At 59.8% G+C, this 23970-nt stretch carries 16 protein-coding genes and 3 pseudogenes; 7 read left to right on the top strand and 12 right to left on the bottom strand.

Annotation, left to right across the window (positions count from 1 at the left end):
* Window positions 1–386: 386 nt before the first annotated feature.
* The 3 genes and pseudogenes from JHD77_RS20430 to JHD77_RS33110 all read right to left on the bottom strand — a co-directional run.
* Window positions 387–1628, bottom strand: coding sequence for a helix-turn-helix domain-containing protein (locus tag JHD77_RS20430; protein ID WP_031756555.1), 1242 nt, complete (start codon window positions 1626–1628; stop codon window positions 387–389).
* Between the two features lie 192 nt (window positions 1629–1820).
* Window positions 1821–2645: pseudogene (locus JHD77_RS20425) on the bottom strand (hypothetical protein); the annotation flags it as partial.
* Between the two features lie 62 nt (window positions 2646–2707).
* Window positions 2708–3585, bottom strand: a pseudogene (locus JHD77_RS33110) (IS3 family transposase); the annotation flags it as partial.
* Between the two features lie 418 nt (window positions 3586–4003).
* On the opposite strand from JHD77_RS33110, the gene JHD77_RS20415 reads away from it, so the two are divergent.
* Window positions 4004–4645, top strand: coding sequence for a hypothetical protein (locus JHD77_RS20415; RefSeq protein WP_023087971.1), 642 nt, complete (start codon window positions 4004–4006; stop codon window positions 4643–4645).
* 177 nt (window positions 4646–4822) lie between these two features.
* Complete coding sequence (locus JHD77_RS20410; protein ID WP_169311264.1) at window positions 4823–5449, top strand: hypothetical protein; 627 nt, start codon at window positions 4823–4825, stop codon at window positions 5447–5449.
* Between the two features lie 129 nt (window positions 5450–5578).
* On the opposite strand, the pseudogene JHD77_RS20405 reads toward JHD77_RS20410, so the two are convergent.
* Window positions 5579–6541 (bottom strand): annotated as a pseudogene (locus tag JHD77_RS20405) (IS3 family transposase).
* A gap of 470 nt (window positions 6542–7011) precedes the next feature.
* Between JHD77_RS20405 and JHD77_RS20400 the strand changes: the two are divergent.
* Window positions 7012–7554, top strand: a complete 543-nt coding sequence (locus JHD77_RS20400; RefSeq protein WP_003122765.1) for a hypothetical protein — start codon at window positions 7012–7014, stop codon at window positions 7552–7554.
* A gap of 22 nt (window positions 7555–7576) precedes the next feature.
* On the opposite strand, the gene JHD77_RS20395 is transcribed toward JHD77_RS20400, so the two are convergent.
* Window positions 7577–8776, bottom strand: a complete 1200-nt coding sequence (locus JHD77_RS20395) for a PucR family transcriptional regulator (protein ID WP_003160255.1) — start codon at window positions 8774–8776, stop codon at window positions 7577–7579.
* A gap of 294 nt (window positions 8777–9070) precedes the next feature.
* Between JHD77_RS20395 and JHD77_RS20390 the strand changes: the two genes are divergently transcribed.
* Entirely contained in the window at window positions 9071–9937 is an 867-nt protein-coding gene (locus JHD77_RS20390; RefSeq protein WP_003089190.1) for a phytanoyl-CoA dioxygenase family protein, read from the top strand.
* A gap of 84 nt (window positions 9938–10021) precedes the next feature.
* Here the strand turns inward: JHD77_RS20390 and JHD77_RS20385 are convergent, their stop codons facing one another.
* The 7 genes from JHD77_RS20385 to JHD77_RS20355 form a co-directional block, all read right to left on the bottom strand.
* Complete coding sequence (locus JHD77_RS20385; RefSeq protein ID WP_024099933.1) at window positions 10022–10984, bottom strand: WD40/YVTN/BNR-like repeat-containing protein; 963 nt, start codon at window positions 10982–10984, stop codon at window positions 10022–10024.
* Window positions 10985–10994: 10 nt separating this feature from the next.
* Window positions 10995–13397 carry an efflux RND transporter permease subunit gene (locus JHD77_RS20380; RefSeq protein WP_052155813.1) on the bottom strand — a complete coding sequence of 801 codons (2403 nt, stop codon included), beginning with the start codon at window positions 13395–13397 and terminating at the stop codon, window positions 10995–10997.
* Window positions 13398–13405: 8 nt separating this feature from the next.
* Window positions 13406–15052, bottom strand: coding sequence for a DUF1302 domain-containing protein (locus JHD77_RS20375; RefSeq protein WP_003089183.1), 1647 nt, complete (start codon window positions 15050–15052; stop codon window positions 13406–13408).
* Between the two features lie 23 nt (window positions 15053–15075).
* Window positions 15076–16500: a DUF1329 domain-containing protein gene (locus JHD77_RS20370; RefSeq protein ID WP_003089182.1), complete on the bottom strand. Its 1425-nt coding sequence runs from the start codon at window positions 16498–16500 to the stop codon at window positions 15076–15078.
* 554 nt (window positions 16501–17054) lie between these two features.
* Window positions 17055–17702, bottom strand: a complete 648-nt coding sequence (locus JHD77_RS20365) for a hypothetical protein (RefSeq protein ID WP_003122770.1) — start codon at window positions 17700–17702, stop codon at window positions 17055–17057.
* 110 nt (window positions 17703–17812) lie between these two features.
* Entirely contained in the window at window positions 17813–19180 is a 1368-nt protein-coding gene (locus JHD77_RS20360; RefSeq protein ID WP_003122771.1) for an NAD(P)/FAD-dependent oxidoreductase, read from the bottom strand.
* Between the two features lie 61 nt (window positions 19181–19241).
* Window positions 19242–20129: a phytanoyl-CoA dioxygenase family protein gene (locus JHD77_RS20355; RefSeq protein ID WP_023089827.1), complete on the bottom strand. Its 888-nt coding sequence runs from the start codon at window positions 20127–20129 to the stop codon at window positions 19242–19244.
* Between the two features lie 448 nt (window positions 20130–20577).
* Here JHD77_RS20355 and JHD77_RS20350 point away from each other — a divergent pair, with 448 nt between their 5' ends.
* The 3 genes from JHD77_RS20350 to JHD77_RS20340 all read left to right on the top strand — a co-directional run bounded on the left by JHD77_RS20350 (window position 20578) and on the right by JHD77_RS20340 (window position 23941).
* The gene (locus JHD77_RS20350; RefSeq protein ID WP_003122773.1) at window positions 20578–21159 is read left to right on the top strand and encodes a TetR/AcrR family transcriptional regulator; all 582 of its coding nucleotides are present in this window, start codon (window positions 20578–20580) and stop codon (window positions 21157–21159) included.
* A gap of 383 nt (window positions 21160–21542) precedes the next feature.
* Window positions 21543–23069 (top strand): flavin-containing monooxygenase, encoded by a 1527-nt coding sequence (locus JHD77_RS20345; protein WP_004349748.1) that lies wholly within the window; start codon window positions 21543–21545, stop codon window positions 23067–23069.
* Window positions 23066–23941, top strand: a complete 876-nt coding sequence (locus tag JHD77_RS20340; protein ID WP_003144183.1) for an alpha/beta fold hydrolase — start codon at window positions 23066–23068, stop codon at window positions 23939–23941. The genes JHD77_RS20345 and JHD77_RS20340 overlap by 4 nt, the downstream gene beginning before the upstream one ends.
* The last annotated feature ends 29 nt before the right edge of the window (window positions 23942–23970 follow it).

Here is a 23970-nt window from a genome sequence, read left to right as displayed (position 1 = left end):
AGCGTTATTCCACACTGTCAGGTGTTGGAAAAACTCAGCTGGTTGGCCCGCAGCGCTATTTGTAGCGGTTTGCAAACGAAAGTCGCTACACTTATCGAACTATTTTTCTAGAAACCTGTCGACTCCCCACATGGGGAAATTCGTGTCACAGTTATAACTCCACGCTATACGTGTGGATGCCCAAACGATTTGCGTACCGATTAAGCGAGTCCAGTGATCCAAATACGCGCACAAGTTCACGTCGAGAACGTAGCGGGTAATATTGACCGTCGGGACTGTAGCGCACTTGGAGCTGCCAACCGTGGCCGGAAGGCGCAGGAATAGCACGTAAGTCCCGCGCAGCTCCGGCAACCACTAGTATCTTCAGTGCCTCGGCGCTGATTGACTCACGCATGGCGACTTCGCCTCGATGGTGGCGTGTTATCCAGGGCAGCGGCGATATCTTCCGGCATCAGTTCTCGCTGCGCCTTCTTCGACAGCATCTTGCCTTGCGTTGACTGCCGCGGATTTCCCGGTACCGATTGCGAGCGCCGACTGTCGCGCTGCGCTTGGACGAGCTGGGCGACTTGCAGCACATGACCCAAGCGCTTGTTCTCGACGATGGCACCCTGGTCTATCTCGCAGAGTTTGTCGTAGGTGGTAAAGGGGAGGGCGGTGCCGTCCACCCTGGGCTCGATGCGGCCATCCGGGTAGTGGTAGATCTCGACATGATCACCCGCCAGGCGACGGGACTGCGGAGTGTCCGCTAGCAGATACAGCACCTTGTCGTACTGCACGGTCAACCGCTGCGAAACTCGCCGCGCTTCTCGCCAGGCGAAGATCAGATCCAAATCTTCATCACTGTGCAGCGGGCGATGGCAGTCATGCTCAGAGCGCGGCGGCTTGGCAAAACGCGCGTTGTAGCTGGCCATAAAGTGGGCTGCAAAGGCATTGGCGTCGGGCATGTTGCTGATTCCGCGAAGCCGCAGCTCCTTGACCAGGCGATCCTGCAGAGTGAGGTTCGCACGCTCCACACGACCTTTGGCCTGGCTGCTGTTGGCGCAAATGCTCTCGATGTTCAACTCGTACATCGCTCGGCCGAACTGGGTATAGCCGTCGCCGCCCTGAGGCGCCTTGTGGTTACTGCGGAACACGCTGGCTTTGTCGCTGTAGAAGGCCAGCGGCTTTCCATCATCGATCTGGATCAGTTCGCCGCAACAGGCGCGCCGGTTGCGTGGCTGATAGACCTTGGGCGGCCGTTGCTTGCGCGGTACCCACATGCCGGCATCAACCATGATCCGTCGTACCGTTTCTTTGGCCAGCTTAAGGCCGTGGCACTCGACCAGTTTTTCCTGGGCCAGAGTTGGACCAAAGTCGCTATAGTTCCGTCGAATCAAGCTAATGGCGGGATTCTCCAGACCTGGCGACAACTGCCGGTTACTCGGCTGACCACGTCGACGAGATGTTAGGCCGGCTGGGCCGTCCTCGCGATAACGCAGAACCAGCCGGTGCACCTGACGTGTCGTCAGGCGCAGACGCTGCGCCGCAGCGGCAGGTTTCAACCGACCCTCGATGATTGCCTCGATGACCTTGAGGCGATCCAGCTCCCGCATGCTCATGGTGACCCATCCGCAAGTTGCCGCAGTCATGGCGTGCCTCCTGTGATGCAGGAGGGAAACCCTAGACGCCATTACTATTTGGCCGTAACACCATGGATTCGCATAATGTATATTATGTTAAATTAAATGCTATGTTAGAAGCCAGGATGATTCAGTCCTAAAGCGTCAAGCCCGATCTGGCGCTGTGCTGTACGGTGGTCGCTAAGCTGCTACCTTCAACGCTCAGGCGTCCTCAGATGTCATTGCCGAGGGCCTGGTGGTTGCGATGATGACGTCGTCCTCTGAGGTCACCGTTGCCAAGTACCCCTCAGATCTCATCTCGTTGACTAACCTCCGGTTTGACTCGGTGTTTCTTACCTTGATCTTCTTGACCTTCGCGCTCACGGTTTTGAAGTCCTCATCGTCGAGCAACCCTAGAGCTGCGGCAACCTCCGGCCACTTCATCCCAGGAAGACATTGTGTCAGCATTTCAGAGCGCTGCTCCGAGGTTAGGCTCGCGTTGCGAACCAGATGTCGCAGCACAGGCATCAGCGGATCAGCAAACCTTTCGCCAGCTTTATTGGCCAGCATAGATACACGGCCGAGCTCTGGAACCGCTTCCGGTTTGCTTTCAATCGTCTCTAGGCTAAGCCCTGACCACATCTGAATTTTCTGTGTGAGTGGCAGCGCTTTGCTTTTGCTCAGAGTGAGCATCGAGTCGAGCTGGAGAGAACTGATATCGATCTCTGCCTTTGCTAGATCCCACCGTTCAACCAGGTACTGGCCTTCGAGATGTGGGCAAGTATTCAGTACGATCTCCCTGACTTCCGAGCTGTATGGCAGAAATGATGAGGCTACCAGCATGACCCACCGCCCTTCAGGTAGCGCTGCTTTTATCATTGATAGGTCTTGAAGCACGACGCCATCGAGCAATATTTTGAGCACGTCATTACTGATACTGGTGGAGCTCAGAAGATACTGTTGCAGCGACCAGTCTGCGCTCGTTGACTGCCACAGCTTGCCCTTGAGAGACGATGCGTTCCGAACGATGAAATCGGTGAACACCGTTTGTAGTGGTCAACCCATCCCGGACAGTGGGTTGAGTTTTTCTTCGGCCACCGCAGGTGGTACCGCTGGACTTCCTGCGCCGTCAGGTAGCCAGTCGGCGGGACCCATTCCGACTTCAGGCTGCGGAACAGACGCTCCATCGGCGAATTGTCCCAGCAGTTCCCCCGGCGGCTTATGCTCTGCTGCATCCGGTAGCGCCACAGTCGCTGCCGGAACAAGCGGCTGGCGTAACTGGCTGAATCCGAATGGAACAGCACCTATTGTGGCTTGCCGCGCTGTTCGTAGGCCATGTCCAGGGCCTTGATCACCAGCTCGGCATCCGGCTTGGCCGAGAACGCCCAGCCGATCACCCGCCGTGCCTGCAGATCCAGCACCGCCGCCAAGTAATGCCAGCGGCCTTGCGCCCAGATGTACATGATGTCGCCACACCACACCTGATTGGGATGCTCGGTCGCGAATTCGCGGTTCAGCCGATTCGGGATATCCGGCCGCTCAACCATGGCCTGTTTGTAGGCGTGCGAGCCCGGTTGCTTGCTGACCAGGCCCAGCTCACGCATCAACGCGGCGCGCATCGACCCGACGACGTCGAAGACGGTGGACGTAGTAGCAAGACCGCGCCACATCGAAAGCTGAACAGACCACTTCCACCGACTATCGAGTTTGTCCGACATCAAGAGAGCGGTAGCCTTTTTTAGGATCGCTTTCTCCCGCTCCAGCCGGTTGATCCGAGCCTCCAGCTCCTGGATCTTCTGCTGTTCTGGGGCGAGCGCCTTGCTCTTCGGGGTCACGCCGTCGCGCTCCTGCTGGAGCTGTTTCACCCAACGGCGCAAGGCCGACCCAGCGAACGGCAGGCGTCGATATGGCTGTAGCCTTGGTCCAACACCAGGGGCGCGGCCTCTCGCTTGAACTCGGCGGAAAACGTACGTCGTTGCTTGCTCATCAGACACCTCTCTCACGGCAAGGATTGTCGCCTAAATCGGTGTCCGGGATTACAAACTGCCCTTCAAAGCTAGCTATTGGTCGTTCTCTGCCGGTCTCAGATCCGATGCAAATGCTTAGTCCAGTCAAATGCAATCAGGTGGTCAAGTAAGCGCAATTGCGCAGCGGCGAGCGGTAGTTCAGTGCGCTGCGGATGTTCCTCGTTGTAATCCTCTCTCCCCTTCAGGGCCTGACACAAGAAGGGCATAATGGCATAATGCAGCCACCTGCATCGCTTGCTGCCAGGAAGCGATGACGTAGCGATAAGGAAGTCGCCCCGCAATGCTCTTCCCTTGCTTTCCGTCATTTCTTGATATCCGTAAATCATCACTACCCTCTCGATGCAACGACCAGAGTTGCGGGTAGTTCAAGGAGAGACCGTGCGTTCGACTCTGCCACCACTCACTGGTTTGCTGATGCTTGGTCTGGGCGGGTGTGTTTCGTTCCATCCCGCCGGTCCCATCGGCGCACCTTCAGAAACAGCGCAAAGCACCTACCCGCACGCTGTTCAGGTGGAAGAGGTACAGATCACCGACAGGAAAATTACCAATGCTGACTGGCGCCGCACCGTCAGCGCGGCCCTGACCCAACAGATCGGGCAGCATGTCGAGCGCGGTGAGTATTTCGGGCGCTTGATCAGCTTTCCAGCGAAGGTCGAAGGCAATGACGTTGTGTTGAAGTTCAGCTTCTCCTCGCTAGAAGGCAAGCGAACCCCGCATCCCGGCTATATCCCAGGTGCCCTGCTGACACTGACTGCATGGATCTGGGTGAACGGCCCAATCTACGTGGACAAGTACGATCTGGTCGGTGACCTGTTGATCGAAAACGCTGAGGGCAAGGCGCTGGCCAGCAGCCACAAAGCACTGGACGTCCAGCAGAACACAGGCCTCTGGGATCACGACTATGCCGCCTTCTCCCTGGGCAGTGTGCAACTCACTCAACTGGTGGAGTCGCTGCTGAAGGATGCCACTGCGCAGTTGCCCTGCCCTGAGGGGGAGCCTTGTGAAAGCAAGCCGGATTGACCAGGGAACGGTTGCAGTCCGCCAAACCGGTAGTTTCACCATCCAAACAGCAACAACGGCGATTCAAAGCATTAGCCACTGCAAGATCATCCAGAAGGCCGATGGCTACGCCTTTTTCTCACACCCTACCGATAGCACCCCCCAGAAGGAGGCAGCGAGAGCAGGGTCACGCTTCGCGTGACGCGCTATCCCTCCTCGCCCAAGGACGAGGTTTCTCGCGCAAGACTGATGAAGAAATACCACCTCGCGCTATTAGGCGCTCTCTGCCTGCAACTCACCGGCTGCATTTCCTATTCGCACCAGCAGCAGGCAGACGCCAGCGCTTGGCCGATTCCACTGAACTCGGCCAAGCCCACCGTCAGCCTCAAGGTCGATACCGACTATCAGTTCAACGGTACCCCCAGTCAGCGCGGATTCAATCTACCTCGCCTGGAGAGACTGCTGATCAAAGAGTACCAGAGCAGTCAAGCGTTCGAGCAAGTCGCGCTCGGACTCAATACTGCGGACGTCTACGCCAAGGTGAAGGTTAGCAACCATGAAACCGGCAGCATGCTTCTGGCGATCCTCTCAGGCGCTACTTTACTGGTGATTCCGGGAACCTTTGACAATGAGTGGATCATGGAGACTCGTTTCTTCGATGCCAATGGCAAGGAACAAGGACGCGTGGTCAAACGGGAGATAACGACTACCTGGACGCAGCTACTGCTGGTGTTCGCCCTGCCCTTCAACGAATCGACTGATGAGATCTTGGCCAAGTTGGCACGGAGCACTCTGGAAGAAGCAAGTCAGCGCAAGTTGCTCTGAATGACGTTACGGTAGGGGGCATCAGTAGGCCGACCAAAACATCTTGGCGTAAGACTGGGTAGGTGTGATGATCAAGGCAGTCAATGTGCCCGCGTTGCAGTGACCTGCCCCCAGTTTTAGTACCGCTGCCTAGTTAGTAGGCCCTGGGGTTGATATTAATTTTTCCTGCTTCAGCTGCTGCTGGCGAGTTCGCCAACTTGCAGCAAATTCTGCCGGGGTGGGATTGCCAATCGCGCTGTGCGGTCGGTGTGCGTTGTAATCCCGCCGCCAGGCCGCGATGCGGATTCTCGCTTCGGCCAGCGAACAGAACCAGTGCTCATTGAGGCATTCGTCCCGGACTTACCGTTGAACGACTCGATGAAGGCATTCTGCGTGGGCTTACCAAGCTGAATCAGCTTCAGCTTGATGTCGCGCTGATAGGGCATTTGATCCGCCGCCCGTTGCTCAGTGCATCGAAGACGAAGTCCATCGACCAGACTTGGTTTGGTGCGCTCGGCAAACTCAGGCGTTCGCGCTCCACCGCGACGCCATGGCGGCGGCGCCGCCGTTTCACCATCAAGCCGGCAGCGCGGTACAGGCGATAGATCCGCTTGTGGTTGACCTGCACGCCAGCACGCCGCAGCAGGATGTGCAGGCGGCGATAGCCAAAGCGCCGGCGCTCTTGGGCCAGTTCCACCAGTTGGGCTTGCAGCTCGGTGTTTTGCACACTGGCTCGCGGCTGGTAGCACAACACCGAGCGGGACAGCCCGATCAACTGACAGGCACGACGCTCGGAGATGCCGGTTCGCGCCTGCATCTCCTGCACCGCCTCCCGCCGTGCTGTCGGGCTTACCCTTTTCCCCGGGCGACCACTTTCAGCGACTCGATGTCGAGGTGGGCCTCGGCGAGCAATTTCTTCAATCGGCTGTTTTCCAGTTCAAGATCCTTCAACCGTTTGGCGTCCGCCACGGTCATACCGCCAAACTTGGCCCGCCAGGTGTAGAACGAGGCATCACTGAAGCCGTGTCGGCGACACAGTTCCTTCACCGGCACACCGGCCTCCGCCTGCTTGAAGAAGTCGAGAATCTGCTCTTCGATAAAACGCTTTTTCACTGCCGTCTCCTGCTCGGAAAACGGACTCTACTAAGTTTGACGTGGTACTGAAACCGGGGGGCAGGTCACCGCCTCTGCACGGAGCCCACTGCATGAAATGCTGTATCGCCGATACGGGCCCGTCATGAGCAAATACTCATCCTCACGCTGAATGTCCCACAGCCATGACGGTCCATCTATGCCGCATATTCGCAGCCTGCCGGCTGCTCTGGCACTCCGTCTGGACAATGGATTGGCAATCAACAGTCGAATGGATAGATCGACGTTGAATGCATTGGGACGACGTCCGCTGTCTTGAGTCGAAACCGGAACATGACATGAAGATGAAATTGTAGGTATGTTCCATTGACGATGACGGCGCTGCTGCAGCAAGCGCCGTCCTGCATTGAATATTCAAAAAGTGTTCTGGCGGGACTCATCTTTCTATTCGAAGATGAAACCAGCAGGCAACCATAGTAGAAGGACGACGGATGTCACCTAGCCCCTCCCCCGACGAGCGTCGGCTTGTATTCGAAGCGCGCCGACTGACCATTGAAGCACTGGTGAAAATCTATCTTGAGCAGGTTTCTTCCTCAAGGAACCTGGTGACGGTCTACCTTCGCCTCATGTTCACGTTGTCACTCGGTGCCCTCGCCGGCGTGATAACTCTATATGGGACCATGCTTCGCTTTGGCACTTCGGCCAGTATCAGCATGATCACTCCCCTGGAGGTGGTTCTTGCTATCGCAGCGCTTGCGGCCCTGGTCACTTCGGCTCTGCTTTCCGCGCGTGCGCTCCAGAAAAGTGCATTCGATGTCGCTCCGCTCTTGCATAACCCATTTCCAAGCGCGGACTCGGTGATCGATTCAATATTCGATGCAGACGATATCGATGAGCGGCAAATACTCAGAAAGCTTTATTTCGCCCTGGACAAGACTGTCGAGCATCAGCCTCCTCTCAGGCTCAGCACTCGTCTGATCACCCTCTTCCTTATTGGCGGTCTTTTCCTGACCGGGGCATCCTTTTTACTGTGAAGAGCGCGTTCGGTCTTTATGGTTATTTATCATCATCGATCAGGGGAGTACTCCAGATCACCAGTTCAAGGGCCGCGGCGATCTGAATGCGATGATCGGCAAGCCGGACGGGCAACAGGTCCTGGGCACGCTCCAGCCGGCGCAGCAATGTGTTGCGATGCGTGCCCAGCGCTTCTGCGGTCTGGGTGACATTGCAGCCATTGGCCAGGAAGGCGTGCAGCGAGCGCTGAAGCACCGAAGGCTCCGTCGCCAGCCGCCCCAGGGTGCTCAAGACGAACTGCCTGGCCGCGCGGTCGTCCTGGGTCATCAGCGACACCATCCTCACTTGGTCGATGGTGGCAACGGCGGGTGCGCCCGCCAGGCGGCCCATCAGCCTTTGCGTCGTCAGTGCCTCCAGATGCGAGCGACGGAAGCCATTGACTCCCGTGCCCGGCGAGCCGATTGCCGCGCGAATCCCTGAAAACCGCAGTGCGATGCCTTGCAGCAGGTTCAGGTCCAGCGGTTTCGCCGCATGGCTCCAGACCCACAGGGTCGCGGGGCCGGCGAATACGATCAACGGCGCCGCCGTGCCCGTGAGTTGCGCCAGGGTACGCGCCACATCCTCCAGAAGGCGGATCTCGGCGTCCGGGCTTTCGCACCAGACCAGGCCGGCGTAGTGCTTCTGGAAAAGGCTGTAGCCCAGCCGCCTGCCGAATTGCTCCGTATCCACATCCCTGCCCTCGAGCAGCCGACTGACCAGGCTTCGTTTGTCGATCGGGTCGTCATGGGCCTGGGCGCTCTTTTCTTCGAGGATGATCTGGGTCACCACACGCATGTTGCTGTCGATGAACTCCGAGATGGACCGCGACGAGACCTCCAGGAATTCCTCAAGCACCCTGGGATCCTGCGTCAGGTTGAAGGCCATCTTCATCCATAGCTCCCAGGCGGTGTTCTGTGTCGACCTCGCGACATTCATCAGCAGCTCGGACAGCCCTCTGCGGGCGAGTTCCCTGGCCGTGTCCACCATGTCGGCCGAGACGTAGGGTTGCACCGGTTCTCCGGGGCGCTGCAGATTGGCGTTCGCCCAATGCAGCAACTCTGCGCGGTTGGCGCGCCGGCACGCCGCGAGGATGACCGGGTCCTCCAGCAGCTTGGCATCTTCCGGTGAAGAGAACAGCGCCTGATTGAGGCGCTCGACCCACTCCGGCGGCAGCGTCTGAGCGAGCTCGGCGCCTTTGCGCATGAGTTCACGAACGGCTTCCGATGGGCGTGGCCAGGAGGATGGCGTACTGGTCATGGGCGGTGCAAAACACTCAAAAATCACAGAGGAAATGGTGCAGTTCGTACCTTGGCGCAAGGTTGGGGGAAACCTAGCATGAACTCACTGCCTGAACAAAAAAATACAAGGAGGCGCCGTGACGCTCCATGTTCTTTTTTTGGGGTTTAGCGCAGTGGCAAGCGGGCTTGTTCGCCGGTGCCCGTTGCCCGGGCAGCGACCCGCCTGCGCCAACCGTTCCTTCAATCCGGAGTTCTTTCAATGTCAGCCTCTCGCGATACCTTCAGCCTGCCCGTCGTAACCCGCTCGACTCCAGCGCAAGAGATTGCACTGCTGAGCGACCAGGCAGGTGCGGTGATCATCCGCAACTTCATGACCCCCGAACAAGTCGCACGGATCAACAACGAACTGGACGCTCCCCTGGCCGCGCTCGAGGCCGGCTCCAAGCACCAGCACGAGCTGATCGCCGAGTTCCATGGCCGCCAGACCAAACGGCTCACCAACCTCGTCACCCACAGCAAGACCTTTCGCGAGGAGATCCTCGATGACGACCTCTTTCACGACCTGGGGAACGTGCTCTACGCCGCGGAGTGCGGTGATTGGTGGCTGACCACGGCCCAGTTGATCGAGATCGGCCCAGGCAACAAAGCGCAAATGCTGCACCGCGACATGGCGCAGTACCAACCGTTCGTGGCCATGAATAAACATGCGCCGCGCACCATCACCAACCTGATGCTGGCGCTGACCGATTTCACCGAGGAAAACGGTGCCACGCGCTTGATCCCCGGGAGCCAGGACTGGGATGACTTCGACGATGTAGGAACCCCAGAAATGACGATCCCTGCCCTGTTGAAAGCAGGAGATGCCGTGCTGTTCGGCGGGAAAGTCGTTCATGGCGGCGGGGCCAACGTGACCGCTGACTTCTACCGTCGCGGGCTGACCATCCCGATGCAGGCTTCGATCATCACGCCTGAAGAGGCCTACCCGTTGATCGTGCCGCTCGAACTGGTCAGAACGCTTGCTCCGCGCGTTCAGAAGATCCTCGGCTTCCGCTCCCAGTACCCCAATGGCAGCCCAGGCCTGTGGCAACATAACTACGCAGACCTGGCCGACTATCTCCAGCTCTAGAAGCCTTCCACGCTGGCCGGCCTGGCCCCGAAGGCGCCAGGCCCAACCGCGTCCCCGGACAAGCAAAGAGGCCGGTGAACACTTTCATTCCTGGCGGGGCATTACTCCGCGACGTGAAAACAGCAGCGGCGTGCCGTCGGCGTTGAACAGTGCCGCCGTCAGCGAAAGGCCGTCAGCCGACGGTGCTTCCTGGAAACTGTTTCCACCATCCCTGCTCCGTACCTTCAGTCCGTCAAGCCCGACCGCCAATACCCGAGCGCCAGCCACTGCTATGGATGTGACCGAGCCCTTGCCTTGCGTCGGCACTCTGCGAAAAGCCTTGCCATCGGCAGAGCCCTGCAACAGGGTGCCACGCTGACCACCCAGCAGCAGACGCCCATCGGCCAGCACCGCGCCAGACCACAGGGTGCCCTCATAGCCGGTATCCAGGTAACGCCAGTTCTTCCCCTGGTCGTCGGAGCGCAGCACCTGCCCATGCTCGGCCGTGGCGTACAGGGTGCCGTGGTTGTCGGCAAACAGCCCCATCAGGTTGAGGTCGACCCGCTTGGCTCCTGGAGGCGCTTGCAACGGCTGCTCCGTCCATGTCTTGCCGCCATCCTCGGTGGTCAGCACCAACGACCAGAGCCCTACCGCAACGCCCTGCCGGGCATCGAAAAAATGCACGGCGAACAGCGGCCGGTCTTCTTCGCTCGACAGGCGCTGGACCTGCCAGGATTCCCCGCCGTCGGCGGTGGACAGGATCGCCCCCCAGTGACCCACCGCCCAGCCGTGCCTGGCATCCACGAAGGACACACCCGTCAATGGCGTGGATAGTGGGACCGAGCGTGCCTGGCGCCACTGCCTGCCCTGGTCGTCGGACAACAACACGACACCGTGGTCGCCCACGGCAACCACCCGCTCTCCGGCCCAGCCGGCGGCCAGCATGGTGGCCTGCGTGGCATTGCCCGCCTGCACGGCCGGCACGGTCTGCAACGGCGCGGCCTGGAGAGACATCAGCGGCAATCCTGCTGCGAGCAAGGCCGCGGTGAATGAAACCCTGAACTTCATGCTTCTCTCCTCAGTGCACCAGCGCGCCGATCATGCGCACGGGACGTTTGCGCGGGAACGCCCGCTCCAGCCATACGGCGAAGGCCGGCAGCACGGTCATGGCCATGACCATGTTGACGACGAACATGAAGGCCAGCAGCTTGCCCATGTCGGCCTGGAACTTGAGCTCCGAGAAGGCCCAGGTGGCCACGCCAACGGCCAGGGTGATGGCGGTGAAAATGGTGGCGACGCCCACCTCGAGCAGCGCGTACTCCACCGCCTTGGTGATCGTCTGGCCATGGGCCAGGTGCAGTTGCAGGCGGTTGTAGATGTAGAAGGCGTAATCGACGCCAATGCCCACTGCCAGCACCATCACTGGCAAGGTGGCGATGGTCAGGCCGATCTGCAGCTCCTTCATGAACCAGTAGCCAATGAAGGTGCCGATGGTCAGCGGCAGGCAACACACCAGGACTGCCCGCAAGTCGCGATAGACCACGAACACCAGCAAGGCGATGGCGGCATAGACGTAAAGCAGCATGGGGGTTTCGCTCTTCTCCACCTCTTCGTTGATCGCTGCCAGGACGCCGGCGTTGCCGGAGGCGAGGCGAATCGAAATGCCTGACATCGGATACTCGCTGCGGAAGGCCTTGGCGGCGTCCACCACTCGGTTGATGGTCGTGGCCTTGTGATCGGCAAGGTACAGGTGCACGGCCGACATGCTGCAATCGGTGCGCATCAGCCCGGGGGTTCGCGCAACCTCGGTGGCCAGCGCGGCGTAGTTCATCGGGTCGATGGGCACCGCCGCCATCTTCGGGTTGCCTTCGTTGTAGCCCTCGTTGAACTGACGCATGGTGGTGGAAAAGGACGCGACCGAGAGGACGCCGGGCACCCCCTGCATGGCCCACACGAAACGATCCTGGTACTGGCCCAGGGCAACATCCTCGCAGGCCACCTCGGAAGGAGCCTTGTCGACTTCGAACACCACGCTGAGCCAGTCCAGGCCAATGTCGTAGTTGCTGGCGATGGAGACCGCGTCGCGATTGAAGCGCGAGTCCTCGCGCAACTCCGGCGCACCCGCCTGCAGCGTGCCGACGACGCGGTCATGGCTTTGCCAGATCGCCGCCAGGAACACCGCCAAGGCTGCGCCGAGCACCCACTGCGCCTTGCGTGGCTCGGCGAGCCGGGCCAGGCCCCGCAGCCAACGGCTGCGACGCTGCCGGGAAACCTCCTGGGCGGCTGCGTACTTGTCGTCGACGCGCAGCAACGACGCCATCAACGGCAGCATCACCAGGTTGGTGACGATCTTGTAGGCCACGCCAAGCGAAGCCGTGATCGCCAGTTCCCGCACCATCGGGATCGGGATCAACAGCAGCGTCACGAAGGAAACCAGCGCGGTCACCAGCGCCAGCGTCCCGGGAACCAGCAACCCGGTGAAGCTCGAGCGTGCCGCCTCTTCGGCGCTCTTGCCGATGGCGATCTCGCGCACGATGAAGTTGATTTGCTGCACGCCATGGGAAACCCCGATGGCGAACACCAGGAAGGGCACCAGCACTGCCAGCGGATCGAGCCCGTAGCCCAACAGGCGCAGGCTGCCGAACTGCCAGACCAGCGAGGCCAGCGAACAGACCAACGCCAGCAAGGTGAAACGCAGCGAGTGGCAATACCAGTACACCGCCCCCGCCGTCAGCAGCAACGCCAGCAAACAGAACTCCAGCACGGCTGAAGCTCTGTCGGCGATGTCGCCGATCTGCTTGGCGAAACCGATGATCTGGATTTCGAAATCGCCGTCTTCGAAGCGCTGGCGGATCTCTTTCTCCAGCCGATGGTTGAAGGTTACGTAGTCCAGATGGGCGCCCTGGCTATCGTACTCGTTGAGTTCCACCGTGATCATCGCGCTGCTCTGGTCCCGGGAAACCAGCGTACCGATGAAGCCGCCCTGGGCAGTGGAATTGGCGATCTTCGCGATGATCCGGTCATCCAGGTGCTCGGGAGAAACCGTTCCGGGTACCAGCGGATCAGCACGAAAACCTTCCTCGGTGATTTCGTTGACGAAGGCGTTGGGCGTCCACAGGGAGCGCACGCTGCTGCGCGATACTCCCGGGAGGAAGGTCACCGCCTGGGTGACGTCATACAGCCGCTTCAGGCCCGGGGCGCTCCAGATATCGCCCTCTCGGGCCTTGACCACGATGGTCAGTCGGTTCGCCCCCAGCAGGTCATTGCGGTAGGCCTCGAATGTCTCGATGTATTCGTGGCCTACCGGCAATTGCTTTTCGAAGCCGGCATCCATGCGCAGCTGTACGGCGAACCAGCCCATGATCAGCGTGAATACCGCCAGGCTCGCCAGCACCAGCCGGCGATGCCTGAACAACACACCTTCGACATATGACAACAGGCCACGTGTCGGGGCCTCAGGTAGCTTTACAGAACCGTTCACGGCAAGCCTCACAAGGTGCGGGAGATCGCGATGCCGACATAATCGCGGTCACGATAAAGCTGGTCGTAGGGCGTCTCACCGCCCATGAACTTCGCGTAGTTGAGGGAAATCTGCCAACTGGCCGGGTTCCGCACGAAGTTCAGGTACAGGTTCATGCTGCTCGCGTCCTCGGTGAAGGTTGCGCTGAGGTTCGGTGTCCGTCCTCCCAGCGACCGTGCATAGAAGACGCCCGGCGTGACCTGCCAGCCCGGCAACAAGGTGCCGTCATAGGTCAGGCTGAAGTCCAGGTTGATCCCTGAAGAGGTCTTGTCGCCACGGGACTTCGGCGCTCTGGCAGGATCCAGCTGCCAGGCATTGAGTCCCGCGGCGAGCGGTTCGCCATTGACCTCGTCATGCAGCCCCGGGTACTTGATGACCACCAGTTCGGTCAGCAAGCTGCCCGTGCTGGCCCCGCTGAAATCCAGAAGCGTCGGGGAATTGGACGGCGTGAAGCTGTACAAGCCGGTCAGGTGCCACTGGAATTTCTTCTCGTCCTTCCAGCATTTGCCGCCGTTGCCGGTACACAGGTCGATGACCGGGTTGAGCATGACCGAGTCCTTCGGCCGGTACGACAGCTCCGTACCGACGGCCCAGTCACCGATCGGCATGTTGGCACTGATGCCGTACATCATCCGGTCTTCCTGGTACTCCCAGGTCGGTGCCGCCGCGAAGGTGTTCGGGTCGAGAATGGCGACACGCAACGATGGCAACTTGTCGTGATAACGCATCACGTAGAAGCCATAGGCGACGTCGCTGTCCTCCGGCTGCCAGCGCAGCGAAAGGCCCCACTGGCCGCTGTCGCGGGCGTCCTTTTCGGAGAATCCATAGTCCCCCCTGCCCTCACCCAGCGCGTTGGTGGTGGACCAGTAGCTGCCTACCGGCGGCAATTCGCTCTTGTTCCAGCGGAATTGATAGTAGGCCTCGACGTTGACACCCGAGCCCAGGCCCGACGCGACACTGAGCATCGGCGCCGGCAGCACGGCCTCCTTGAGCTGCACGCCGGGGCGCGCCAAGGCCTGGTAATCGTAGGCGTTGGTATTGTTGATGCCACCGGCCACGAACAGGCTTTCGCCCCAGTTGATCACCTGGTTGCCCAGGCGTGCGCGGACCCGCTGCCCGCCCACGTCGAAGCCTTTGCTCACCCACAGGTCCAGCAGGCGGGCCTTGAACGCGAGGTCGTCGCGAGCGTCGTCGCTCAGCCCGTTGCTGCCGACGCTCTCCGGGGTGTTGAACGACAGCGTGCCGGTGGTATCGGTGGCAGCGAAGTCGCGGATCCAGGTGCCGCGCGCCATGAAGGTGATGTCCTCGGGCATCTTCAGCAACAGCTCATGGGTGCCCTTGAGGTAGTTGGTGAACATGTCGCCGCGGTCGTAGTTCAGGTCGCCCTGGTCGGCCACGCCGGAGCTCTGCGCCAGGCAGCCGGAGGGCGCGTTGTGCCCGGTCGGTCCCTGGTTGATCAGGTTGCAGCCCCGTGACTCGGTACGCAGACCCATGCCTGCGGTGATCGTGGAGTCGAAGGAGCCATTGAGGGTTTCGGTTTCGAACGTGAATCCCATTGCCAGTGGGGTTGTGCACGCGATGACAAGGCCTGAGGCTTTCGTAATTATTTTTTTCATGCTGGCTCTCGATCTGGCGTCGGTTAGCGCTCGCTGATGGCTCGCAGATTGTCGGAGGTGAAGAAGTCACGCTTCAGGCGGGGGGAGCCGTTGTCTTCGGTGAGCCAGCGAATATCGTTCTTGCCCGCACCGATCGAGGTCATGTCGAAGAGGTAGCGGCCATCCGCCAGGTTGTACTGGACCTGGGCCTGGACGTCGCAGGCGCCTGTCTCGTACACGGGAATCGAGAACCCTTCGCGCACTTTCCAGATCTGCCCTTGCTTGTCGTAGTCCACCGCCAGCAACGGGTTCCAGCTGTCCTCGTCGATGTAGAACATGCGCTTCGGCGCCTGATGGCGCATGCCTTGACGGACATTGGCCTCGACGACCCAGACCCGATGCAGCTCATAGCGACGCGACTGCGGCGCGATCGAGTCGTTGCCGGCAAACGTCTCCACCTTGGCGCCAGTGTCGTAGGCACCGAAATCGTTGTAAGGCACCAGCAACTCCTGCTTGCCGATCAGCTTCCAGTCGAAACGGTCCATGGTGCCGAAGAAGACGTTCGCCTCGTCGACGGTGTACTGGTTATCCAGGCCGATCTGTGGCGCATCGTAGGAGTACGACGGCATTCGCCGCACGCGGCGCTGGCCGGGGAAGTAGTAGAAGGTCGTGGCCTGTTCGCCGGCCACGGCAGTCTGTACCGCGGACTGGCCGGCCAGAGCAGCCGGCTCGAGGTAGTTGAAGAAGGTCGCATTCTCCAGGCGGCCAACTGACGAGAAGAGCGCACTCCCCTTTTTCCCCCAGGGCGTGAAGAAGAAGGTATCTGTCGACTGACGTAACCATTCCCCCCCCTTGCGTGGAGAAATTCCGGAAATGGTCCGGGGAATTTCGACGCCAACGCCGCGGTAGCGCATCTTCATGTTCCACATCACCTCGGCACCGGTACTCGGCATGGGGAACGGGATGCCCGGAACGTGAGCCTCGTCCAGAGCGAGGCCGGCAGCATCGAGCTTGGCGAAACCAACGTTCTGCCGGGTGTTCTCGACCACGAAGTCCGGAGCGCTACAGGTCCGACGGGTCGGATACACATCCATGCGATAGCCGGGAATCCTCTTGAACAGCTCGACCTGTCCGGGGGACAGCTTGCTCGAGTGTTGCGCGAGATTGTTCGCGTCGATGCTGTAGAGCGGCTTGTCGCCCTTGAACTTCCAGTGCTCTCCTCGCACCTGGCCGTAGCTCCATCCCTCGTCCTGCTGTCCAGGCTGCGTCCAGGCAGGAATATCCCCGCTTGCACTCGCTGCGATCTCCCCGCCCAAGGGGGTCAGTTTCGACCCCAGCGCCTCGGGGCCCTGGGGCGCAGCCTGGACCGAACAGAGCACGGTCGATACCGCGAGGGTCATGAACAACTGCTGCTGGAAAACACGACGGGTGGGCGCTTCACCTTCCAGCCGTTCAGTTACATCTTTCATTGGATGGCTCCTCACACAGGGCATGGACCGGTTGCTCGACCTCCCAAGGGGATGAAGTCGGCTCCTGTCGATAATGATCATTTGACCTGATCAATTGACCATGTCGGACGATCATGAGGCAAACCATATGCCAGTTCTCTTTCATGTTTTTTTAATTGTTATAAATCAGGCGGTTATGGAAAAAGTTCTGTTCCAGGCCCAGTGCCCTGTGCACCACCTTGGGAAGTAAAGAAACATGTGTTACCTGGAGATGCTTGGTAACAGGGCACAAGAGAGCTTGAGGGGAACTTTCGTAGATATCGGCTCGGGCATTTTTAATTGTCGTTTCGCCTCGGGTCAGAGGGAGCGATTGGATATGACCGGTCATGAATCGAGCAACTTTATCCGACAATGCACGCTCCGCGGCGGAGCGGGACTATAGCGGATGTAATGCCTGCAAAAAAAACCGCCCCGAAGGGCGGTAAAAGGCAGGGCCAGGGCCTGCCATGGAGTTACAGCAGAACAGTTCTGCCAGGTTATCGGGTCAGAAAGAAAAACTTGTCGCGCCGTATTGTTTATCGTGGACGAGGAAACGCTTGGCCGTATACCTTGTTCGAACGCTCCAGCGCACCATAGGCATAGTACAACTGCACCATGGAATAGGACCAAGCCAGGAAGGCCATGGTCATGAAGACCATCTTCGTGTCGTCTCCCGGAATCGGGAAGAAGTCATATCTGAGCGCTACTACCAGGCCCGCCAGCCCGCCAGCGATGGTGGCCAGAGTATGGAGGGCTTCGCCTGCACGGGCCAGTTGCAAGGTGAAGTAGCAAAGATACAAGGTATAGGCTGACCACATGAATACATAGAAATAAGGGAGGAATCCCTCGATGATTCCAGACAGGAAATAGACGCCGGTAGCGGCAAAGCCAGCTACAAAAATGAGGATGTCCTTGGCGGGCGACGGTTTGTAATCGTGGGTAACTGCCATTAGCCCGAGCGTAGCGATAACTGGCACTCCCACCCCTCGCGAAAAGGCGTCGAGAAAGATCGCGATGTTGTAGTTGGCTTGCCAGCCGGTGGCTATGAATGTAGTGAAGTTCGATGCCGAGATACCTACGATCAAGAACTCCAGGCCAAGCAAATAGTTTTTCCGCCTGATGAATGCAGCGCCATAAAACAATCCGGAAATCACCAGGAGAATACATGAGAGCAGAGCGAACAAGTCTCTCGGTTCCACGTTAACTGCCCCTTCAGATAGAGTTGTATCGATGCCTTGTGTCTAATCGGTGCAAGGGAGTACGGGCATAACCCCATTAACTCCCCGCATCGTTATCAGCCGTTCAAGGCTTTGTCTTTGCGCACTTTCTTGTCGGTCCATGCATCCAGTAGCCTGGCGGCCGCAAAGGCCGTCTTTATGGCGCACCATTGAAGTGGCTCGGGTAGCATGGATGGCGTCTTGTGTTCCAGCGCCGCTAGCAGCGGAGGCTCTCCACCGCCGATTCGCTCGGCGAAAAGCGCGCCCATGAGCGATTGAGTGGCAAGGCCATGCCCTGAACATCCCGCCGTATAGAAGATGTTCTGCCTGGCCCCTGTCACCCCGACCACGGGGAGGAAGTCGTAGGCCCCGCTGATATACCCGCTCCAGCAATGCCGAATGGCAAGGCCCTGCAAGGAAGGAAAACGCTCGCGCAACACTCTCGACAACGCGGCGTAGGCGGCGTGGTCCGGAACATTGGGTGTCTTCGAGCCGTAGGCATAACCCAATTGCTTCACGGTCAGCAGCAGGGTGTCATGGGCCGTCAGGCGATGACTTTCCATGGTGTAGTGCGGCGTAATGAGGCCTTCACGCTCTTGCCAACCCAGGGACGCCAGTTGCTCCGCCGATAGCGGCTGGGTTTCGATTGCCGAAACCCGGATCGGTGCAACCTTGTTGCGTAGCACTCCCAGCTGAGGCGTGTAGGCGTTGGTCGCCAGAACCATTACAGGGGCGGTGGCGATACCCTGGGCCGTATTGCAGGTAATCACCTGCCCTTCACAGTAGGAAAGCACCGGCGTGCGTTCGTACAATTTCACGCCAGCCTTGATTGCCGCACGACGCAGGCCGTTGACGTACTTTCCCGGATTCAAGGTGCCGCCACGCTGCTCGCTGCCAAACAGGAATGCGGGCGGTATGCCTCGCGCGCGCATCTCGGCGCTATCCACGAAGCGCGTGACAGAGCCCAGCGCGTGGCCAAGCTCCATGTTCGCTCGCAGTCGCTTTTCCTGGCTGGGATGGACGGCGGCCCGGATGATTCCCGAGGGCGTGTAATCGCAATCGATGTCCAGCGCAGCCAAACGCTCTTCCACATAGGTGACGGCCTCGTCATAGAAACCGACGAACTTACGTGCCTGCTCAAGCCCCACTCGCTTGACGAAAACCTCGCATTCTATGCCCATGCTGCCGAGCAGATAGCCGGCATTGCGCCCGCTGGCCCCGAAGCCTGCGAACTGCTGTTCCAGAACGATGACGTTCGCTCCACGCGCCCTTAGTTCCAGCGCCGTTGACAGGCCGGCGAACCCGGCGCCGACCACGACTACGTCTGCGTGCTCGTGGCCTTTCAGCGCCGGCTGCAGGTCGTCTGGCTGCTCCACCCATCCGCCAAGGCTGCGGAATCTCATGGGTTCGGCATTGTTGCGTGCCGCTCCGTTGAAGGCATTCATTCACATCACTCCCGGGTTGCCGGACGTTGTTCCTCTCATGGGCCGATCCATGGCAGTGCCGCTAGAACCCCTTCCCTGCCTCGGAAAAGGAGGGCATGCCCAGCAGCTCTTGCGGGTCACGCATCTGACCATCGATCTCCACCCATCCCAGTAGCGTGGAACTGGCACTCCACCCCAGCAGACGCTGCATTTGCGCGGGGAGTTGCCGAACGCGCTCGACGGGTATGGAAAGGAAGTGGTTTTCTTCCAGGCGCAGGAAGGCCAGGTCGTAGGCCATGGTCAGGCCTGTGCGAGGAGCGTCGGATCTGTTGGCGCCACCGCCGTGATATACCGATCCCAGCCAGAGAAGCGCAGTGCCTGCCTTCATTTCTGCGCCGATGGTTTCTTCCTGGGTGGGCATCCGTTCGTCATCCCATTGATGACTGCCAGGAATGACCCGCGTCGCGCCGTTCTCTTCGGTGAAGTCGGTAATCGCCAGCATGAGCTGCAAGCGAGCCTCGCGACCATACTGCGGATGCCGCCAGAGCGAAGTGGCATCGTCGCGATGCAGGGGTTGAAGACCTTGTCCAGGCCCGATCTGTATGGCCTGGGTCATGCTCAGTTGGATATCGGGCGTGATCTCGACCCGATCGTTCCCTACCCAGACATGGGTGGGAGTCTGCAATACCTGCTTTGCCGTCTCGAGGAACAGGGGGTTCAGTGCCACTTCCACGGCGGAGTCGCTTTTCGCCAGGATCCGCGCGGTACGTCGAGTCTGGGTGCCGGCGAAGTAAGGGTCCATGCCGCAGGGGGTAACGCCCAGATAGCTGTCCAGGTCCTCGGTAAGAGACTTCAAGGTTTCTTCCGAGACGAAGTTGCAAATAGCGACAGCGCCATCACGCCTGATGATTTCCACTACCTGCTCGATCGGGGTGTCGCAGCTGACTGTCGTCAATCTTCGCGTACTCATCTGATGCCTACCTGTGTGGTGTTGTCATTGTTCTGCAGGGCCTCCGCAATCAGCCTCAGCCCATGAGCGTTCACTCTCATGCGGTCAGACCGCCCTCTCCTTGCGCCTGGCGAGGAAAGGAGGTTTGATCATACGACATGATCATATGATCAAGTCAAACGATTAATAATTCTGCGTGGCATCTCGGCGCTCAGGAAAGGCCTGCCGAATCAAGATCCGGCTCTACGCGGGTTCGCGCTGGCGATAGCGGATTGCCCAGGCTCGATCCTGTTCCGCTTCGGCTACGCATCGCCTGCGGTCGGAGCGAAACATCTGGAGAGACAAAGGGTCGCTGCCTTGGTCTTCAGGCGTGTCGACTCATGGATTGGAGAACGGCCATGCGTTAGCATTCGTCCCGGTCGACAGCGGACCAGTCGCCTGGCGGCAACACCGAAGAAGGAGAAGCTGAATGGCTCGAGTGGGCGCCGAAGTGCGCAGGCAAGACTTTATTGAGGCCGCCGTGAAGGTGATCGCGGAATATGGTGTGGCGAATGCCACTACCCGTCGCATCGCGGCCGCGGCGAATTCTCCATTGGCCTCCCTGCACTATGTCTTCCACACCAAGGACGAATTGTTCGACGCGGTCTATGAGTCCCTGATAGACAAGCCACAGCAGTCCTTGCTGCATGTTACGGCGGGAGCCACGGCGGCAGACTCGGTAGCAGAGATATTGCGCCAGTTGGTCGGATGGTTCACCACGCATCCGGAACTGGCGACTACGCAGTTCGAGCTGTTTTTCTGGAATCTGCGTAACAACCCCGCTATGGCGAGCAAGATCTACACCGATTCCGTCGAAGCGACGAAGCAGGCCATCGAACAGGTCGCTGGCTCGGTGCTGGACCAGGAAGCGCTGGCCACTGTCAGTCGCTTGCTCATCAACCTGTTCGATGGCTTGCTTCTCGCCTGGTCCGCCCATGGTGACCAGGAGCGGCTGAATGCCGAGACCGAAGCCGCCTGCCAGGCTGTGAAGCTGTTGGTGGCCAGCTTCTGATCTTTTCGAAGGCGCATCTCTAGAGAGGGGCATGGTGACACGGTTCGCCGTGCCCCTGCTCTTCGGGCCTCTTGCCAGTTCAGGTGCGGCGCCTCTTCTAGTTCTCCTCTCCCCGCCTCCGCTTCCAGCGGAATCCTGGGCGGCTATCTCGCCGGTCCTTCCCCCTCATAGTCCTGCAAGTTGACTGTGCGCTTCTCGTCCATGCAACAGGCCTTCCGCCATGGCCTGGCGGGAACAGGCTGCGGCACCTAGGTGCAAATAAACCCAAACCGATGGAAACCTGGTGCATTTCGCACCTTGTACCAGCAACTCGCTCGCGCCTATTCTGGTCAAACGATCAAGTCAAAAGATCAAGTCTCTATAACACAACAATAGGAGGCGACATGTCCTCTCACACTGCTCTTCCAATTGAGCCGCTCGATGTTCTGATCATAGGAGCCGGTGTGTCTGGCATCGGCGCTGCGGCTTACCTTCGACGTCACCAGCCGCACAAGGTGTTTGCGATTCTCGAGTCCCGGGAGCGAATGGGCGGCACCTGGGACCTGTTCCGCTATCCCGGCATACGCTCCGACTCGGACCTGTACACCTTCGGCTTCGACTTCAAGCCTTGGACCAAGGCGAAATCTCTGGCGGATGCCGCCGACATTCTCGAATACCTGCGAGAAGCCGTCGCTGAATACCAGTTGGACCCCTTCATCCAGTACCGGCAGAAAGTGGTCTCGGCGAATTGGCAGAGCGACAAAGGGCTGTGGGCAGTATGCGTCGAGGACGGCCACACGGCAGAAACCCGCACCATCGAATGCCGCTGGCTGTTCAGCGCAGGCGGCTACTACCGTTATGACCAAGGCTTCAGCCCACGCTTCGAGGGCGCGGAGCAGTTCAAGGGGCAAATCATCCACCCGCAACACTGGCCCGAGCGCTTGGACTATCGGGGCAAGCATGTGGTGGTCATCGGCAGCGGCGCAACGGCGGTGACCCTGATTCCCGCCATGGCCGACGAGGTCGCCAGCATCACCATGCTGCAGCGGACGCCCTCCTATATCGTCAACCAGCCCGCCAACGATTCCGTTGCCGCTTTTCTTCGCAAGATTCTGCCGGCGCAAACCGCCTACTCACTGACGCGCTACAAGAATGCCAAGATCACCCTGGTCTTCTGGCGATTCTGCCAGCGCTTCCCCGGGCTCGCCCGCAAGCTGCTCATATGGCTGACCCGTAGAGAATTACCGAAGGGCTATCCGGTCGACGTTCATTTCAACCCGCCCTACAAGCCCTGGGACCAACGCTTGTGCTCGGTTCCCGAAGGCGATCTTTTCAAGGCCATCAGTGCAGGTAAAGCCTCGGTCGTTACCGACCATATCGAGCGCTTTACCGAGTCCGGTGTCTTGCTCAAGTCCGGCACGGAACTGAAGGCCGATATCATCATCACGGCCACCGGTCTGAACGTGCAGTTGTTCGGCGGTATCGCCCTGCACAAGGATGGCGAGCCGGTAGTGTTGAGCCAGACGCTGGCGTACAAGGGCACGATGCTTTCCGGCGTACCCAATTTTGCCTTTGCGGTGGGCTATACCAACTCATCCTGGACGCTGAAAGTATGCCTGCTGTGCGACCACTTCTGTCGCTTGCTGGGCTTCATGGACAGCCAGGGCCATAACGTCTGCGAGCCGAAGGCGCCGGATGGTGTCGAAACCCGTCCCCTGCTGGATTTCGGGGCCGGATATGTCCAGCGGGCATTGGATAGCATGCCGCGCCAGGGGCCTCGCGAGCCCTGGGTGATGTCGATGGATTACTTCCGTGACATCAAGCTTTTGCGCCGAGGGAAGGTCGCCGACGAATGCCTCCGGTTCAGCACGGTGCCTGACGCCTACCTGCACAGAAGCGTGGCGCTTCAGACTCAGGGCGGCGGGCGATGACTGCGGATCGGTTCTGCGAGCTACCGGGCAAGCGTAGCCTCTGCTATCGCAGCCACGGTCCGGAAACCGCGCCTGCGGTCATCCTCATCGTCGGCCTGGGGCTGCAATTGATCTACTGGCCTGAAGCGCTCATCGCCGGCCTGGTCGAGCGGGGCCTGCGCGTGATCACGCTGGACAACCGTGACTCGGGCAGGTCTTTCTTCACCGAGGTCACCCCGCCCACGACCCTGCAACAGTTCTTCCGCAAACCGACTGCGGGGTATGACCTGGGCGACATGGCCGACGATGTGATCGGCCTCATGGATGGCCTGCGCCTGGGTGCGGCGCACGTCGTAGGGATGTCGATGGGCGGCATGATCGCCCAGACACTTGCTGCTCGTTATCCGCAGCGAGTCATGAGCCTGGCGTCCATCTTCTCGACGACAGGATCGCTGCGAGTAGGCCAGCCAGCGTTCAAGACCATCTTGCAGCTTCTCCGGCGTCCTCCCCGGAACCAGCGGGAGAGCGTTCGCGACTATGTGGAGATCATGCGTTCCGTCGGTACGACGCTGGAATGGGACGAGCAGGCCCATCGCGACTACGCCATGCAAGCCTGGGAGCGAGGCGGCGGGGAAGCGAGCAACCTCGGGATGGCGAGGCAGATCGGCGCCATCATCAACTCGGGCGACCGAACGCAGGAACTCCAGCGAATTCGCTGCAACACGCTGGTCATCCATGCTGAGAAAGACCTCATGGTCGCCACCAGCGGAGGCTTCGCCACGGCGGCGGCCATTCCCAGGGCGCGCTTGGTGCTGTTGCCGGGAATGGGGCATGACTTCCCCGCCTGCCTGACAGGAACGCTGCTTTCCCTGCTCGCAGGCCAAATGCATTAGTACGGAGCATCCCTTCAGGGGCGGGTGGG

Source organism: Pseudomonas sp. P20 (assembly GCF_016463925.1).
Lineage (GTDB): Bacteria > Pseudomonadota > Gammaproteobacteria > Pseudomonadales > Pseudomonadaceae > Pseudomonas > Pseudomonas aeruginosa.
This window is presented reverse-complemented; position numbering and strand designations above follow the sequence as displayed.

Bases quoted from the DNA above. Each gene is read 5' to 3' on its own strand.
- JHD77_RS20345 (WP_004349748.1), top strand. From the start codon at position 21,543: ATGTCCTCTCACACTGCTCTTCCAATTGAGCCGCTCGATGTTCTGATC.
- JHD77_RS20390 (WP_003089190.1), top strand. From the start codon at position 9,071: ATGTCAGCCTCTCGCGATACCTTCAGCCTGCCCGTCGTAACCCGCTCG.
- JHD77_RS20430 (WP_031756555.1), bottom strand. From the start codon at position 1,628: ATGACTGCGGCAACTTGCGGATGGGTCACCATGAGCATGCGGGAGCTG.
- JHD77_RS20340 (WP_003144183.1), top strand. From the start codon at position 23,066: ATGACTGCGGATCGGTTCTGCGAGCTACCGGGCAAGCGTAGCCTCTGC.
- JHD77_RS20385 (WP_024099933.1), bottom strand. From the start codon at position 10,984: ATGAAGTTCAGGGTTTCATTCACCGCGGCCTTGCTCGCAGCAGGATTG.
- JHD77_RS20400 (WP_003122765.1), top strand. From the start codon at position 7,012: ATGTCACCTAGCCCCTCCCCCGACGAGCGTCGGCTTGTATTCGAAGCG.
- JHD77_RS20370 (WP_003089182.1), bottom strand. From the start codon at position 16,500: ATGAAAGATGTAACTGAACGGCTGGAAGGTGAAGCGCCCACCCGTCGT.
- JHD77_RS20350 (WP_003122773.1), top strand. From the start codon at position 20,578: ATGGCTCGAGTGGGCGCCGAAGTGCGCAGGCAAGACTTTATTGAGGCC.
- JHD77_RS20375 (WP_003089183.1), bottom strand. From the start codon at position 15,052: ATGAAAAAAATAATTACGAAAGCCTCAGGCCTTGTCATCGCGTGCACA.
- JHD77_RS20355 (WP_023089827.1), bottom strand. From the start codon at position 20,129: ATGAGTACGCGAAGATTGACGACAGTCAGCTGCGACACCCCGATCGAG.
- JHD77_RS20360 (WP_003122771.1), bottom strand. From the start codon at position 19,180: ATGAATGCCTTCAACGGAGCGGCACGCAACAATGCCGAACCCATGAGA.
- JHD77_RS20395 (WP_003160255.1), bottom strand. From the start codon at position 8,776: ATGCGCAAAGGCGCCGAGCTCGCTCAGACGCTGCCGCCGGAGTGGGTC.